Below are 15,662 nucleotides of genomic sequence, written 5' to 3' on the forward strand. Positions count from 1 at the left end.
TTTGTCTTATATCAGTCGAATATGCTGCTGCCATATATATCTCAATTATTTTCTTTTTTTTCCATCTTTAAAGTTTACCATCTTTGTACCGCTTTTGATCTCAAACTGCTGTAATACAAATATGCCTGAACAACAAATAATTAGTCCTTGGAAATATAAACCTTGGTGGTGTCAACCTTGGTCAATTGTGCTTACTACTGTCACATTAATTAGCGGTAGTTGGCTAATATTTAAAATTATTTGGTTGACAATTCTATTAGCTATTCCTTTATTAATTTGGATGGGATTTTTTCTATTAATTTGGCCACAAATGATGATTCGTAGTGGAGTTTTGGATAATTTTGAAAAACATCCTTAATTACCATCAAAATATATCCCGGTAAATCACGTACATTGCGCCAATATAGAGGGCAACTAGAGTTAATCCATCCCAGGTAATGTACATTCGTGAACCACTTACAGCATGGTAAATTAGCCCATTAATAGCTACTGAAGTCATAATCATGGCAACAATAGCAGTAAATATATGTATCTGACTGATGTTTAACCAAAGATTACCTTGTAAATAGACCAAATCATAAACGCCCAAAATGGCTAAATTGGTGATATTAGAACCAAAAATATTGGATACTGCTAAATCAACGGCATTAAGTCGAATAGCAGCTAATGATGCTACTACTTCAGGAAGGGAAGTGGCTGTAGCTAAGAGAATTGCACCAATAAAGCTTTGTCCTAATGCAGTTACCTCTGCAACTCTATCACCTAAAAAGCCAACCAAATACCGAGAATTACAATTATGACTGAGAGGAAAATAAACCTCAGATATGCTTGTTTTGAGGTAATATGTTGATATTGAAAAGCCTCAATTTCTTCCTCTAGCACTTGTGCGCGTCGTCTCATCTCAAATTGAGCAATCATGCGGGCGCTCAACCAATAGAGCCAGAGTAAGATGATACTAGGGATACCCACCCATCCTACAGCTAAATTCATTTCGGTTTTCGCTAGGAGTATTCCTAGAGTCGTCACACCTAGCATGACACAGCCCAAACTAGCGGCTAATCCATGACTAATCTGCGCTCGCTGTAGTACGGGTTCAGGTCCGTTGTAAATATCAAGTAATGCCAAAATGAGTAAATTAAAGAGACAACTGCCCAAGATGCCCCCTACAGCTAGGTCTGGAGAGTTAAACAGAATAATAGCACTTGTCCCTGTGGCTAGTTCCGGCAAAGATGTGACACCTGCTAAGAGAATTGTTCCTACCCAAGTTCGTCCCATTCCGGTTTTTTCTGCTAATATATCGGCACTTTGGGAAAGTGATGAGCCGATGAAAATTACTAAAGTAATACATATAATAACTTGGAGAAATAGCATGATTATTGAGAGAATGTAGAACTTGTTTAAATATTATCAGGTTTCAAGAAAATAGCAAAAGTTTACTAGAATCATGACGAAAATCATAAATCAAAATTTTAATCGGGACTTAATTTCTATTATTATTCCGACTCTCAATGAAGCTGATAATATTCAGGAGGCAATTATTAGCAGTCAAATTGGCAGTCATATAGAAATCATTATAGTTGATGGTGGTTCACAAGATCAAACATTATTAATAGCCAAATCCTTAAATGTTCAGGCGATTATTTCTTCTCCGGGACGTGCTCATCAAATGAATGCAGGTGCTATGGCTGCTAGTGGGGAAATTCTCCTGTTTCTCCATGCTGATACTCGTTTGCCGACTAATTTTGATCAGATGATTCGCACAACCTTAGCAAAACCAGGAATTGTCGCTGGTGCATTTACTTTACAGATAAATTCACCTCATTGGGGGTTGCGTTTGGTCGAATTTGGGGTAAAATGGAGATGTAATCTTTGGCAAATGCCCTATGGTGATCAAGGTATTTTTCTAACTAAAGATGTATTTCAGCAAGTTGGTAATTTTCCACAAATACCAATTATGGAAGACTTTGAACTCATGAGAAAATTAAAAACTCTGGGAAAAATTTATCTATTACCAACACCCGTAATTACTTCACCGCGCAGATGGTTAAAAAAAGGAATTTTGCAAACTACTCTTGGGAATCAAATTATTATCATTGCTTATTTATTAGGTATTTCCCCAAATCAAATTCGTAATTGGTACTCTTCTCCAAAATTGTAAATAAATTTTATGCTTATGACATTTTTATCAGAAATAGATTTGACTTTAGCACAGGAATCTATTAAAGCATCTTCTCCGAGTTTTTTCGCATTTTTACAAAATACCTTACAATGGATTAATAGTCTTGGTTCTTTGGGAGGAATAGTATTTATTGGTATCTATATTATAGCTACTTTAGCTTTTTTACCAGCCGCAATTCTTACTTTAGGTGCTGGGGTAATTTTTGGGGTAATTTGGGGTTCTTTATATGTGTTTGTTGGTGCTACTTTAGGTGCTATAGCTGCATTTTTGGTAGGACGTTATTTAGCTAGAGGTTGGGTAAAAGAAAAAATATCTAGTTACAAAAAATTTACCAATATTGATCAAGCAGTTAGCAAAGAAGGATTAAAAATTGTCTTTTTAATTCGACTTTCTCCTTTATTTCCCTTCAATTTATTAAACTACGCTTTAGGACTTACTAATGTTTCCTTGAAAGACTATTCTTTAGCTTCATTTGGGATGATTCCGGGAACAATTATGTATGTTTATCTTGGATATTTAGCAGGAGATTTAGCTTTAATTGGTAATAAAAATCAACCTGATAATATGATTTTCCACTGGTTAATTCAAATTATTGGTTTGATATCTACAATTGCGGTTACTGTTTATGTAACTAAGATAGCTAAAAAATCTTTAGAAGAGGAAATTTAGAATAATATTCTATTTTTCATCTGCAAAAACTTGAGGAGATTTGTTAAATATAAAACTGACAAATTTTTGAAAATGATGTATCTATAAGTAAAGATTACCCAATCAAAAATATCCTTTATACGTAAATTTTCAGAGGTAATACTAATGTCAACTTCAGAATTTCCAAGAGTAACAATTCGTCCCATGGATGAATATAATCAAAAACTCCTCAAAAATGTTCACCCAGATAATTGGATTAATCCCCAAGCGGCTGATTTTTATGATTTGGTAGTAATTGGTGGAGGAACTGCGGGTTTAGTTGTAGCTGCAGGTGCTGCGGGTTTAGATATAGGTTTGAAAGTAGCATTAATTGAAAAAAATCTCATGGGAGGAGATTGTTTAAATTTTGGTTGTATACCTTCTAAATGCTTAATTCGTTCTTCCCGTGTGGTAGAAGAAATAAGAAAAGCCAAGGATTTAGGGATTAATGTTTCTCAACAATTTGATGTAGATTTCGCCACAGTTATGGGTAGAATGCGGCGCATTCGAGCAAGTATTAGTTATCATGATTCTGTAGAAAGATTTAAAAGTTTAGGAATTGATGTTTTTTTAGGTAATGGTAAATTTATAAGTAATAATTCTATAGAAGTTGCTAATCAAAACTTGAAATTTAAAAAAGCTGTTATTGCTACGGGTGCTAGAGCTATAAAACCGAAGATTAGAGGAATTGAAACAGCCGGTTATTTGACTAATGAAACTGTTTTTTCTCTAACTCAAAAACCAGAAAAATTAGCAATAATTGGTGGCGGTCCTGTCGGCTGTGAATTAGCTCAAACTTTTCAGAGGTTGGGTTGTGAGGTGACATTATTTCATCGTGGTTCACGTATTTTAAATCAGGAAGATAGAGAAGCTGCGGAAATTTTGCAAAAAGTTTTAATTGATGAAGGTATTCGTTTAGTATTAAATTGTCAATTAGAAGAAGTGGTGACAGTTACAGAAGGAAAACGGCTATATTTTTCTGTAAATAGTGAACGAGATTCGATTACAGTTGATGAAATATTAGTTGGTGCGGGACGTGCGCCGAATGTCGAAAATTTGAATTTAGCAGCAGCAGGTGTAGAATATGATCAAACTTTGGGTGTAAAAGTAAATGATTATTTGCAAACTACAAATCCCAAAATTTACGCCGCTGGTGATATCTGCATGAATTGGAAATTTACCCATGCGGCAGATGCGGCGGCACGAATTGTAATAAAAAATACTCTATTTTCGCCCTTTGGTTGGGGACGATCTAAACTCAGTAGTTTAGTTATGCCTTGGGTGACATATACTAGCCCGGAAATTGCTCATGTAGGGATGTATGAAAATGATGGAGAGAAATTGGGTATAGAGATAGAAACTATTAAGATACCTTATACTCGCATAGATCGAGCGATCGCTGATCATGAAGAATCTGGTTTTTTAAAGATTCATCACAAAAAAGGATCAGATCAAATCTTGGGTGCAACCATAGTTACTAATCATGCTGGTGAGATGATTTCGGAAATTACTACAGCTATGGTCCATCAAATCGGTTTGAGTAAACTTAGTAGTGTAATTCATCCTTACCCCACCCAAGCAGAAGCAATTAAAAAAGCCGCAGACGCTTATCGTAAGACCCTACTTACACCAAAAACTAAGCAATTATTGGGATTTTTAACAAAATTTTCTTAACTTGGGAACAATAATTTCAGAAAGGGTTATAATCATAAAAGTTCGAGTGAATAACTAAGGAAAATATTCAGGGTAAAATTCATGAATGACGAGAAAAAATTAACCTATCTATGCCAGAATTATCAGGACATAAAACAAAATGGAATATAAATCTCTGGCTGTTATCAGTAGTATTGTTATATTTGGAATATTAGAAACCTTAGTTCCTTTTTTTCAATATCATCAAACTCCTATTAAAAGGGTTATTCACAATTTAATTTTGGGTTTAATAAATTCTTTGGTAATTAACCTCACAGTTATTTTAATATTAAATTATATCTGGAAACCAACTTTATCTCCAGGATTTCTTGATGATATAAATTTCCCCTGGTTACACTTTATTCTCTCTTTTTTAGTGCTGGATTTGTATATGTATACGTGGCATAGATTAATCCATACTTGGGGTTTTGCTTGGCGTTTTCATAAAGTTCATCATACAGATAGATGGATGAATATATCCACAGCTTACCGCTTTCATACAGTAGAAGTAGTTTTTGCTAATATCCCCAAATTTGGGTTAATTTATTTATTGGGAATTACACAAAATGCTTGGATATTATATGAATCTTTATTTGCTGTATCATTAGTTTTTCATCATAGTAATTTTGCTTTACCTTTCAAAATAGATAAATTTCTGAGTTATATTATTGTTACACCTAATTATCATCGCGCTCATCATTGTCAATTAACAAAATATTTAAATAGTAATTACAGCAGTTTATTAACTATATGGGATCTGATTTTTCAATCTCGTTATTATCCACCACAACCAGAAACAATCCAATTTGGTTTACCAGAAAAAACTAGAGAGTTTAATGTAATCAGTTTATTAAAATTACCGTTTATGTCTGTGTAATAGATAAAGATGTTGGGTCTCATTCCTCAACCCAACCTACAACTAACCTACTGCAAAACCAGTAAATTCTCTCACAAAAGGAGATTGAAAACCTAAAACTATATCGGTTTTTGGTACTCCTAATTCTACCAACTCACTAGCTACACCTTCCTCAGTAAAATCTCTCTGAATCCAGATTTTTCCATCTCTAATATCTACATGAATAATTGTCCCATAAGCCCTTTCATTATTTTCTCATCCTACATGAACTACTAAATAACTATTTCTTTCACAATCAAAAATTAACTCCTTTTCTGTTCCTTCTGATCTATGATTTTCGGTATGTCTTGCTAATACGGTTTTTACCAGAAGTGTTGAATGTTAAGAAAAGCCTGATAAAAATAGCCCAAAATATGTTAAATTTTGGGCGAAGGATTAAAATATATAGTTTTAATCTTTTATTATATTCGTAGGTTAGGTTAAGCTGCATCACAACCCAACGCAATAACATTATAAAGATTTTCTGAACCGATATATTAGTTATAAACTTTCTTGATTATTGATTAATGAAATTTATTTTGGTGGAGGTTTTAAGCCTCCTTTTTTTATAAAAAGTTTTAAACTAAGTAATTGCAAATTCTGTATATTGTCTGATATCGGCTGGTTGGAAGGCTAAAACAATTTGATTTTTAGGAATACCAGCGTTAACAAGTTCGTTGGCTATACCGTATTCTGTTCCGTCTCTTTGAATCCAGATTTTATCGTTGATTATGTCGATATGAACTAAGCAACCATGCACCCGTTGATTATTTTCCCAGCCTAATATTAGTAGTAGGTAATGGTTGGCAGTTTGGTCTATTATTAGTTGTCTTTCTAGTTCACCGTAAGCGTAGGGAAGTTGGGAATATTCGGTTAATATTTTTTGAATGTTTTGACGATAATTATTTAAGGTATCCATTGCAGTATAATCTCTTGTTTGGAGTCGAAGACAAGTAAACAAAGGCGTTGATTTTCTAATAATATTTTACCAACAGGTTCTTGAAATAGTTGTGATTTTCGTTTCGCGTAAAGGAAAAATAAAACCCGAAACAAAGGTTTTTGTAATGTTACCTATTGACAAATGATAAGGGTTACGTATAATAGTACGTAATATTATCTTCAGATTAAGTCAGCGTTTCTTGAAAACGCAGGTATCATGTCAATTGCAATTTTTAGCAATGCGTTCTCAGATGAGCTAATTACAGCCACTGAGTTGAATCGTCAACCTGGAAAGGTTCTAGATAAGGCTTATGAACACCCAATTACTATTACTAGAAATGACCAATCTTTTGCGCTGTTGCGTCGTGAAGATGTGGCTTATTTAGTGAAGGGTGTAACACAAAGTAAGGCTGTTTTTGAGGTGTTATCGGTTGCATTTCGGTTATTATTAGGACAAAAAATAGGTTATGAGCATCCTTGTGGATGGTTGAGCGTATTTGATGCTGATGAATTGCAAGATTTTATTAAAGAAGTGAGTGAGGCTTTTCGCTTAACTGATACTTCTAATGAGGCTTGGGATTTGATTGATGCTACTATTCATGAATGGCATGAAAGTGCAATAGCTACTATTAGTCCTGAGTTAGCAGCAGCTTTTAATAATGAAAATAAAGAGGGAAAATCATGTTAAAATTTATGTCATGGTAATACTTGCAATTAAGCACAATTTAAGTTAAAATAATAACTAGAGTTCAAGTTAATAATATGACTCACATAACATCAAAAAAAATGGTAAGAAGAGGAAGAATTTTTCCTGAATTGACTATATCACCAGAAGAATTAGCCAAACGAGAAGCAGAAGATGAAATATTTTATCAACGTTGTTTGGCAATTTTTGAGCGTGTCCGTCCTCAATATATCGAAAGTCACTATGGTTGGTATATTGCTATAGAACCAGATAGTGGAGAATATTTAATTGATCAGGATAGAATGCAATCTCATAAAAGAATGTTGGAAAAATATCCTCAAGCTAGACATTTCGTTTTTTGTTTGAATGAAACGGGGACAACTGGCACAATATGATAGAGGGTTATTTTGGAGATAATGGGCAATTATTTTTTGAGATTGAATTAGTTACTAATGATGGCTTAAATCTTCCTATAGATGCCCTATTTGATACGGGCTTTGCAGGTTTCATGGCTATTAATACACAAGATTTAGATGGATTAGAATGGTTGTATAGTGGGGAGGAAATGCTACGGACAGCTAAAGGTGAATCAAAATTTCAGATTTATTTAGGTCAAGTGATATTAGACGGAAAGCAGTATCAAATTCCTGTGAATGTGGGTAAAGGAATTAATGAAATTTTGCTCGGTTCTGAGTGGTTAAAGTTGTTGCGTTTGGTGGTGGATTTTCCAGAGAATATTTTAACTTTGGGATAATTTTTTATTTCACGCAAAGACGCAAAGGAAGAGTGCAAAAAAATTAACCCTCTGCAAAACCAGTAAACTGTCTCACATAAGGTGATCTAAAACCTAAAACAATATCTGATTTCGGCACACCTAACTCAACTAATTGATGAGGAATTCCTTCTTCCGTAAAATCTCTTTCAATCCAAATTTTTCCATCTTTAATACTAATATGAATGGGAAACCAATAAATTCTTTTTTCATCTTTCCATCCTGTAACCAATAATAAATAAACATCCCTTTCGGTATCAAAAACAAGTTCGATATTTTCTGAATCTTCTACACATTCTTCCTGTGCATACTTTTGAATGAAATTTTTAACTATTTCTCGATAATTTAATGTTTCCATAAGACTATAAAGTTATGAAGCTATTTGATAAATTACAGGTTTATATCTTGCTTCGGGAATCGGTTTACCTTCTATTTCCGCAGTTTCTAACCAAGCAGTTTTAGCTTTGAGAACTTCTTGCAGTGCTTCTTCTTCAGTTAAACCAAATCCTGAACAATATTTTAAATCAGGAATATCAGCAATATAACCTTCATCTTCTTTACTGTAGAAAATATTAATGTGATACTGCTTCATTGCTCATTCTCCAAAGTGAGTGCGTATTCTTCAATCAAAATCAAAAATTGACGAACCTGATAAGGAATAGCTTTACCATTGCGATTTTGTCAGTTAATAAGTTCGGGGATAGTTGGATGTGTAAAAATGTGATGACTACCGTTGATACGTGATAGGGAAAACCCAAAGGCTTCAACTAATGTCACTAAATCATCAAATTGAAGATTTTTAGATCCTGAAAGAACTTTCTCCAGTAATTTACGCTTTTTTGACATTACTTTATTTTATCATTTTTTTACATTAAATTCTATCCTAATTTCATTATAATGATTTCTGGGATGATAAAATATTAATTGAAGTTCTGTTACTTTGGCTAAATGATTTTCTGTATGTCTTGCTAATACTGTTTTGACTAATTCAGAATAATTCATTGTTTCTATAAAATAATCTCCTGTTTGATGAGTGGAAATACTAGCAATTTTAATTGATGTAAGGTATAATAGTTTCAATCTTTTATTTTCGTAGGTTGGGTTAAGCGCAACGCACTTAAATTATAAAGATGTTGGGTTTTGTTTCTCAACCCAACCTACATAACTATCATTATTTTTTTGCAATCTTACGAACTAAAACAAATTAATACCTACTGGGAGATTATGCTTACCTTATTTAATGAACCAAATTCCACTTCGTTACTAAGTTTTATAACAGAAAAAGTTAAATCACTTAACACGGAAGATAATAATAGTTGGATATTCTATGCTATTACTTGCTACTTCAATCCCAAAACATTTAAAAATTTAATAGCTGAACTAAAAAAAATACTAGGTAATAAATTATCAGGTGTACATATATTAATTGATAGTCAGCAATGGGTCAAAAAAGGTCAAAATAAGGATGATTATATCAAAGATATTAGTGCAAATACACAAATACCTTCCAGCCAAATTACATTGACACCTATTGATTATCAAAATAAACTTTTTCATGCTAAAGGATACGCAATGATTAGTTCTTTAGATACCAGTGTTAAAAATCAACCTGAAGGCTTTGCTATTATCACTTCTGGAAATTTAACTAAATCAGGTTTGAATTCAAATATTGAACTTGGAAAAATTGTTTATGATAGTAATTCGCTTGAAGAATTCATGAACATTTTTTTTCAGTTGCAAAATAATTATTCATTATCACCACAAAAAGAAGCTGAACTAAGAAAATATCAGATTATTGCAAAAGGCACTTTTTATCATAAATGGCATCCTACAATTAATTTAAAAATTGAACTTGAATTGTCTTCGGAAGAGAAGAAAAGATTATACGAACTGACCAATAACGAAGAAACTAGGAAGAAGTTAGAAATATTTAAACTACAAAAACAGGAATCAATAACTGATGACCCAATAAATATAGAATCAGTTTTTGATATTTGTCCAGAGCCTATTCCTGCTAGTATATGGGCGAACTACAGTATTGATACTTTGTTAGGTCAATGGATGCCGTCTGAGATTAGTAAACTCATTGAGGAAGAAGTAGAAGAAAGTAAAAAAATTTTGAAACCACTTTTACAGGAAATTGGTGATTCCGAAAAAATAGCTCAATATACTAGAGAATTTAACGAATACGTAGACTGTAAAATGAGAGAAAATTTTATTGAGTTTAGTACAGATAATTTATTCGCCACTAAAAAATGGCAAGAAAGAGTAACTGCTTTCTTTGCAGATGATAATTTATTAAACGTTTTTATCTGTGACTATGAAAAAATTAATGTATCAGTCAATAAAATTAAATTCGATTTAATTAAGGAAATTCATAACCGCATTCAAGATTTTTATTACTCTCCTAATAGACATATAGGTTTAGGAAGAACTTTTGCCAACTTGAAAAATGAAAGTAAGCAAATGGAATTCGATAAAGAAATATCTGAAGTCAAAGAAAAATTAAAAAGACATAGGCTAGGAGCATTATATTATGAATTACAACAAAATAATCAAACTCCCACTCCAAAAAATACAGGAAATAAGCGTCTTCAACCAGGTGATATTTTTATTGCTTTTGAAATAATCAATAATAACGAAGAAATTAAATACGAAAGGTTAGATGGTGTTTTTATACGTCTTGATAAATCTCATGAAGACGGCACAGTAGACACTCTAATTTACAAAACCTCTGAAAGTAGTAAAGAAAAGAGTATAGCAATAAATAAATTGAGAACTTTCAAAAAACAATGGCTCTCCTAGAATTTGTTGTTTTAATAACAATATCTCTGAACGTTCTATCACTATAACGAAGTAAATAACCTGTTTTCATTCCCAAAATATTTTCTAGTTTAACTAGGTCAAGGTTTGATATATCTGCGATTTTACCAATAGTTCTTGTAGAAATTTACTGTGCATTATGATTACACCATGATATACAAAAAAAAGGGATAAGCAAAACGCCTATCCCCAAAAAATCAAGTTATTAAAATTGAATAAAAAATCTAAACTGATGCAAAATCAGTAAACTGTCTCATATAAGGTGGCTTAAAACCTAAAACAATATCCGTTTTTGGTACTCCCAAATCTACCAACTCACTAGCTACCCCTTCCTCAGTAAAATCTCTCTGAATCCAGATTTTTCCATCTCTAATATCTACATGAATAATTGTCCCATAAGCCCTTTCATTATTTTCCCATCCTACATGAACTACTAAATAACTATTTCTTTCACAATCAAAAATTAACTCCTTTTCTGTTCCTTTGGAAGCATGATTTTCTGTATGTCTTGCTAATACAGTTTTTACCAATTCAGGATAATTCATTCCTTCCATAAAACAATCTCCTGTTTAATAGCTTCAAATATCAGTAATTTTAATTGATGTTCAGCAATGATTTCTTGAATAAACGGAATAAGAAAAAATTCTTTGTATATTTCATTACCAATCGCTAGATATAAAATGCGGTTGGGTTCTTTTTTTCTTAAAACAGAACGGTAATTTAGTGTTTGTCCTAAAGCTATATGAAATTCAGTAACTTCAGATTGACCTAAAAAAGATTTTATCTCAACTGCTATTTTTTGACCTTCCTTTTCTGCTCCTAATAGTCTTTCTGCTCCTAAATCAATTCTAAAGTCAAGAGTATCTACTGTAAATGATAAAGGATCATTAGTAATTAACCAACCATCTTTTTCTAAAGCTAACCTAACTGCATCGTGAAAAAAATCTTTTGCTGACATACAAACTTAGAACAACACCCTCCATCTCATTCTATCCTCTCTCTGCGCCTCTGCGCCTCTGCGAGAGAAAAAAAAGGGATAAGCAAAAAGCCTATCCCCAAAAAATCAACTAAATGACTTACGTTCCAGACTGCCAAGAATTGGTATAGTCAATTTGCGCTGCTGTCAAACTATCAATGAAAATACCCATAGCTTGCAACTTCAAACGAGCAATTTCTTCATCCACTTCTCTAGGAATAGAGTGCAAACCAGCAGCTAAACTACCCTTATGCTTCACCAGGTATTCAACAGCTAATGCTTGGTTAGCAAAACTCATATCCATAACTGCGCTGGGGTGTCCTTCAGCAGCAGCCAAATTGATCAAACGTCCTTGTCCGAGTACAACTACGGATTTACCATTTGTCAACTTATACTCTTCAGTGAAAGGACGGACATCCTTGATTTCCTTAGCATTAGCGGCTAAGTATTTCAAATCAAGTTCCAAATCAAAGTGACCAGAGTTACAAACGATCGCACCATCTTTCATCACATCGAAGTGTTCACCGCGAACCACGTGCTTATTACCTGTGACAGTAATGAAGATATCACCATGAGGTGCTGCTTCCGCCATTGGTAGCACCCGGAAACCGTCCATAACGGCTTCAATAGCCTTGATGTGATCAATTTCGGTAACGATGACGTTTGCACCCATTCCACGGGCGCGGAGGGCTGTTCCCTTACCACACCAGCCATAACCGACAACTACAACAGTTTTACCAGCTAACAAAATATTTGTAGCGCGGATAATTCCGTCTAAGGTAGATTGACCAGTACCATAGCGGTTATCAAAGAAGTGCTTGGTGTCTGCGTCGTTGACGTTCATCGCAGGGAATGTAAGAACGCCTTCTTTAAACATGGCGCGTAATCGCACAATACCAGTGGTAGTTTCTTCAGTGCTACCAATTAAATCAGCTATTTGGTGTTGACGATGTTGAACTAATTCTGCTACTACGTCGCTACCATCATCAACAATGATGTTAGGGCGATGATCTAATGCTATTTGCACGTGACGGCTATAGGTTGCGCTATCTTCGCCTTTTTGAGCAAATACGGAAATTTCATGATCAGCTACAAGACTTGCAGCTACGTCATCTTGCGTTGATAAGGGGTTACTAGCAATTAAAACTGCATCAGCACCACCAGCTTTCAGAGCGATCGCTAAATGTGCAGTTTCTGTAGTAACGTGGGCGCAAGCTGCTAGGCGTAAACCAGCAAAGGGCTTTTCTTTCTCAAAGCGATCGCGGATTTGCTTCAATACGGGCATTTCTCGTCCAGCCCATTCAATCCGTTGTCTTCCCAAGGGAGCGAGAGCGAGGTCTTTAACCTCGTGCTTTAATCTGGGAGTTGTTGCGGTCATGAAAATTATCCTCTAAAAAACGAAACAGGTACTCAGACCTTCACGTACTGTAACAATATTTTTTCACAACTAGCCATATTTTCTTGTAAATACCTGTCTGCATGGTTCATAGTTACTTCAACTAGCTTCACCTTTGATATAAGCAATATCAAGACCCTATATAGCTTTTGGCTTTTTCATCATTCTCTGGTAAGAATATAGCAACTCCAACGGGAATAGGTGATTGGTAATTGGTAATTGGTAATTTGGGAAAGGGAATAGAAAATAGATAAAAATTTATTCTCCCCCCGCACCCTGCTACCTGCACCCTTGCTTCTTCTCCCCTACTCCTTCATTGACACAAGGAGGTGTTTTAGTGATACTTCGATTTTTAGCGGTAGCAGGAACAATGGTAATGACCATCAGTTCTGTCACCAAAGCCACAGCCCAGTTTTCTCCTTTACCTTTCCTGTCAACTCCTAGTAGTTTGAAAAATCAGGTAGATGATAAAATAACATCTGGTTGGATTTATTTAGATGGTCGTCCTTTATTTAACATTACCGCATCAAAAACCAATTTTCCCGCCCGGTTTCAAAATATTCAACAGAATCTACAAGATATTACCCATAATTACTTACAGACATCTGCAGCAGAAATTAAAGTGCAGAATCGCATAGTTAAAGGATTACCAAATATTTATGTTAATGACCAATACTTAATGACCATAACTTATGAGGATGCTAGACAGATAAACCCATTAACATTAGCAAATCAAATTAGTGATGAATTACAACAACACCTTAAACAAGCTAAACAAGAACGACAATCACACTTTTTAATCCAACAAGGTGAAATTGCTGCTGTTGGAACATTGGCAATGATCATCATCAGTTGGGGGGTCGGACGTTGGCAAAAGCGTTTAATTAAAAATGCAAGCGATTCTATCCCTAATATTCCCACAAAATCCCAACCAATCACCACACTATTAAATCAACAACAGCAGCATCTTCAAGAAGTCAAAACTAGACTATTTCAAACAGCACAAGCGGGGATTTGGGGAAGTGGTAGTTTAATTATTTTAGGACTATTTCCCTACACCCGCGCCTGGCAAATTGCCATTCTCACTATTGCCCAAATTCCCGTCAAGTTAATGATTGTAGCTGTGGGAACTTATGTAGCTGTGCGGTTTACTTATGCTTTAATAGATCATTTTACCTCAACAATAGTTAGTGGTGGAGCTTTATTAACCCCAGAAACATCCGAACGTTTGCAATTAAGAATATCTACATTTTCCGGCGTAACTAAAAGTATCACTACAATTATTTTCGTAGGAGCAGGTAGCTTACTCTCTTTAATATCTTTAGGTATAGATATCGTTCCTTTATTAGCTGGTGCTGGTTTGGTGGGTGTAGCTATATCCCTCGCTTCCCAAAACTTAATCAAAGACGCAATTAACGGCTTTCTGATTATTTTTGAAGATCAATATGCCCTGGGTGATATGATTACTGTTGGTACTGTAGGCGGTTTGGTAGAAAAATTGAACCTGCGAATGACTCAGGTTCGAGATTCGGAAGGACGCTTAATTACTATCCCTAATAGTGAAGTTAAAATTGTTGCCAATCTTTCCAGTCGTTGGTCACGGGCTGATTTAAGTATTCCGGTCTCTTACCAGGCCGATGTAGACGCAGCTTTGCGGTTAATTGAAGATGTGGGCTTGGAGATGAGTCAAGATCCCCAATGGCAACATCAAATTCTGGAAAAGCCTAATGTTTTGGGAGTTGAACATTTTAGCGATCGCGGTGTCATGATTCGCGTTTGGATTAAAACCCAACCTCTCAAGCAATGGACTGTAGCCCGAGAATACCGTCGTCGCTTGAAAATCACCTTAGACGCAGCCGGAATCTATATTCCCGTACCGCAACAAGCAAATTGGATTAATGACGAGCAGTTATTGAACCCTCAGGACTAAGTTATTTACAAGTTCTTTTAGTCACATTATCTGTTTTCATCTCAGGCAAGAAAATCCTAGAGGCGTTTCCTGTAACGTCTTGGGAATTTTGTATTTTTGTATACAAACTCGCTGATCTGATTCAATGCTTTTTTTGATCATTCCCTTGCCAGATTAGTAATTTTGTACTATACTATAAGAATAGCCTTCGAGCCTGGAAAGACTGATAGAAGAGGGATTTTACCTATGATGAAGCATTATATTCTCAATCTTAACCCTACCGCAAAGCAGGAATGGGATCGTTGTATTATCCGTGATCCTCTGACAGGAAAACGTCCAGATATAGCTAAATTAATTTCTGAGGCCATAGGTACAGATACAGGCAATTATTTAGTCAGTGTAAATATTGAAGTCACAGTATTACAAGAAGCATCCATACCATCAGCGGACCAACTTTCCCTAGCATTTCCAGAAGTCTCTGTATCCACCCAATTGCGGGAAGCAGCGTAGAAGCTGTAAATTATTCGCTTTGACTAATTTTATCGGAGGTTGGGTTAAAATAAGTAAACCCAACCATTTATAAACCTTTGTCAAGGCTAAAAAATAAAAAAAGCCCAAGCAAATTATATCTATAATAATAGCACAAAAAGTCAAGGGGTACTTATCAATCTTGTAAGAACCTATTTCCGTTAGCTTATTGATAACATTG

20 protein-coding genes and 1 pseudogene are annotated in these 15,662 nt (G+C 34.6%); 11 read left to right on the forward strand and 10 right to left on the reverse strand.

Translation table 11 applies throughout. From position 1 onward, the window contains the following. The first annotated feature begins 121 nt into the window (after positions 1-121). The gene (locus H6G44_RS07340) at positions 122-358 is read left to right on the forward strand and encodes a DUF6737 family protein (protein WP_190385848.1); all 237 of its coding nucleotides are present in this window, start codon (positions 122-124) and stop codon (positions 356-358) included. Positions 359-364: 6 nt separating this feature from the next. Here the strand turns inward: H6G44_RS07340 and H6G44_RS20225 are convergent, their stop codons facing one another. Next, a complete protein-coding gene (locus H6G44_RS20225; RefSeq protein WP_242031678.1) occupies positions 365-778 on the reverse strand; it encodes a hypothetical protein in 414 nt (137 codons plus the stop codon). Then, the gene (locus H6G44_RS20230) at positions 763-1,371 is read right to left on the reverse strand and encodes a hypothetical protein (RefSeq protein WP_242031679.1); all 609 of its coding nucleotides are present in this window, start codon (positions 1,369-1,371) and stop codon (positions 763-765) included. The genes H6G44_RS20225 and H6G44_RS20230 overlap by 16 nt, the downstream gene beginning before the upstream one ends. 73 nt (positions 1,372-1,444) lie before the next feature. Here H6G44_RS20230 and H6G44_RS07350 point away from each other — a divergent pair, with 73 nt between their 5' ends. The 4 genes from H6G44_RS07350 (at position 1,445) to H6G44_RS07365 (ending at position 5,435) form a co-directional block, all read left to right on the forward strand. Beyond that, a complete protein-coding gene (locus H6G44_RS07350; RefSeq protein WP_190385849.1) occupies positions 1,445-2,158 on the forward strand; it encodes a TIGR04283 family arsenosugar biosynthesis glycosyltransferase in 714 nt (237 codons plus the stop codon). 9 nt (positions 2,159-2,167) lie between these two features. After that, complete coding sequence (locus tag H6G44_RS07355; protein WP_190385850.1) at positions 2,168-2,848, forward strand: TVP38/TMEM64 family protein; 681 nt, start codon at positions 2,168-2,170, stop codon at positions 2,846-2,848. A 144-nt stretch (positions 2,849-2,992) separates the two neighbouring features. Beyond that, entirely contained in the window at positions 2,993-4,540 is a 1,548-nt protein-coding gene (locus H6G44_RS07360; RefSeq protein WP_190385851.1) for a mercuric reductase, read from the forward strand. A 139-nt stretch (positions 4,541-4,679) separates the two neighbouring features. Beyond that, a complete protein-coding gene (locus tag H6G44_RS07365; RefSeq protein WP_190385852.1) occupies positions 4,680-5,435 on the forward strand; it encodes a sterol desaturase family protein in 756 nt (251 codons plus the stop codon). A gap of 42 nt (positions 5,436-5,477) precedes the next feature. On the opposite strand, the pseudogene H6G44_RS20620 reads toward H6G44_RS07365, so the two are convergent. Both H6G44_RS20620 and H6G44_RS07375 read right to left on the reverse strand, forming a co-directional pair. Then, a pseudogene (locus tag H6G44_RS20620) lies at positions 5,478-5,654 on the reverse strand (element excision factor XisI family protein); the annotation flags it as partial. Between the two features lie 382 nt (positions 5,655-6,036). After that, positions 6,037-6,372 (reverse strand): XisI protein, encoded by a 336-nt coding sequence (locus tag H6G44_RS07375; RefSeq protein ID WP_190385853.1) that lies wholly within the window; start codon positions 6,370-6,372, stop codon positions 6,037-6,039. A gap of 237 nt (positions 6,373-6,609) precedes the next feature. Between H6G44_RS07375 and H6G44_RS07380 the strand changes: the two genes are divergently transcribed. The 3 genes from H6G44_RS07380 to H6G44_RS07390 all read left to right on the forward strand — a co-directional run bounded on the left by H6G44_RS07380 (position 6,610) and on the right by H6G44_RS07390 (position 7,831). Next, positions 6,610-7,080, forward strand: a complete 471-nt coding sequence (locus H6G44_RS07380) for a hypothetical protein (RefSeq protein ID WP_190385854.1) — start codon at positions 6,610-6,612, stop codon at positions 7,078-7,080. A 74-nt stretch (positions 7,081-7,154) separates the two neighbouring features. Beyond that, positions 7,155-7,472 (forward strand): hypothetical protein, encoded by a 318-nt coding sequence (locus H6G44_RS07385; RefSeq protein WP_190385855.1) that lies wholly within the window; start codon positions 7,155-7,157, stop codon positions 7,470-7,472. Further along, positions 7,469-7,831 carry an aspartyl protease gene (locus H6G44_RS07390; protein ID WP_190385856.1) on the forward strand — a complete coding sequence of 121 codons (363 nt, stop codon included), beginning with the start codon at positions 7,469-7,471 and terminating at the stop codon, positions 7,829-7,831. The genes H6G44_RS07385 and H6G44_RS07390 overlap by 4 nt, the downstream gene beginning before the upstream one ends. Before the next feature lie 43 nt (positions 7,832-7,874). On the opposite strand, the gene H6G44_RS07395 is transcribed toward H6G44_RS07390, so the two are convergent. From H6G44_RS07395 to H6G44_RS20235, 3 genes are all read right to left on the reverse strand, one after another. Next, positions 7,875-8,207: a XisI protein gene (locus H6G44_RS07395; RefSeq protein ID WP_190385857.1), complete on the reverse strand. Its 333-nt coding sequence runs from the start codon at positions 8,205-8,207 to the stop codon at positions 7,875-7,877. A 12-nt stretch (positions 8,208-8,219) separates the two neighbouring features. Beyond that, positions 8,220-8,441, reverse strand: coding sequence for a type II toxin-antitoxin system HicB family antitoxin (locus H6G44_RS07400; RefSeq protein ID WP_190385858.1), 222 nt, complete (start codon positions 8,439-8,441; stop codon positions 8,220-8,222). An 89-nt stretch (positions 8,442-8,530) separates the two neighbouring features. Beyond that, a complete protein-coding gene (locus tag H6G44_RS20235; protein ID WP_233466940.1) occupies positions 8,531-8,695 on the reverse strand; it encodes a type II toxin-antitoxin system HicA family toxin in 165 nt (54 codons plus the stop codon). Positions 8,696-9,073: 378 nt separating this feature from the next. Here H6G44_RS20235 and H6G44_RS07410 point away from each other — a divergent pair, with 378 nt between their 5' ends. Beyond that, complete coding sequence (locus H6G44_RS07410; protein WP_190385859.1) at positions 9,074-10,654, forward strand: phospholipase D-like domain-containing protein; 1,581 nt, start codon at positions 9,074-9,076, stop codon at positions 10,652-10,654. 242 nt (positions 10,655-10,896) lie between these two features. Here H6G44_RS07410 and H6G44_RS07415 read toward each other — a convergent pair whose 3' ends face one another. From H6G44_RS07415 to ahcY, 3 genes are all read right to left on the reverse strand, one after another. After that, the gene (locus tag H6G44_RS07415; protein WP_017804276.1) at positions 10,897-11,226 is read right to left on the reverse strand and encodes a XisI protein; all 330 of its coding nucleotides are present in this window, start codon (positions 11,224-11,226) and stop codon (positions 10,897-10,899) included. Continuing rightward, entirely contained in the window at positions 11,214-11,630 is a 417-nt protein-coding gene (locus H6G44_RS07420) for a XisH family protein (protein WP_190385860.1), read from the reverse strand. The genes H6G44_RS07415 and H6G44_RS07420 overlap by 13 nt, the downstream gene beginning before the upstream one ends. 118 nt (positions 11,631-11,748) lie before the next feature. Further along, a complete protein-coding gene (gene ahcY, locus H6G44_RS07425; protein WP_190385861.1) occupies positions 11,749-13,026 on the reverse strand; it encodes an adenosylhomocysteinase in 1,278 nt (425 codons plus the stop codon). A gap of 388 nt (positions 13,027-13,414) precedes the next feature. On the opposite strand from ahcY, the gene H6G44_RS07430 reads away from it, so the two are divergent. Then, positions 13,415-14,974, forward strand: a complete 1,560-nt coding sequence (locus tag H6G44_RS07430) for a mechanosensitive ion channel domain-containing protein (protein WP_199291748.1) — start codon at positions 13,415-13,417, stop codon at positions 14,972-14,974. A gap of 225 nt (positions 14,975-15,199) precedes the next feature. After that, positions 15,200-15,463, forward strand: a complete 264-nt coding sequence (locus H6G44_RS07435; protein ID WP_190385863.1) for a hypothetical protein — start codon at positions 15,200-15,202, stop codon at positions 15,461-15,463. Positions 15,464-15,662: the final 199 nt, after the last annotated feature.

This window comes from Aphanizomenon flos-aquae FACHB-1287 (assembly GCF_014698755.1).
Classification (GTDB): Bacteria; Cyanobacteriota; Cyanobacteriia; order Cyanobacteriales; family Nostocaceae; genus Dolichospermum; species Dolichospermum flosaquae.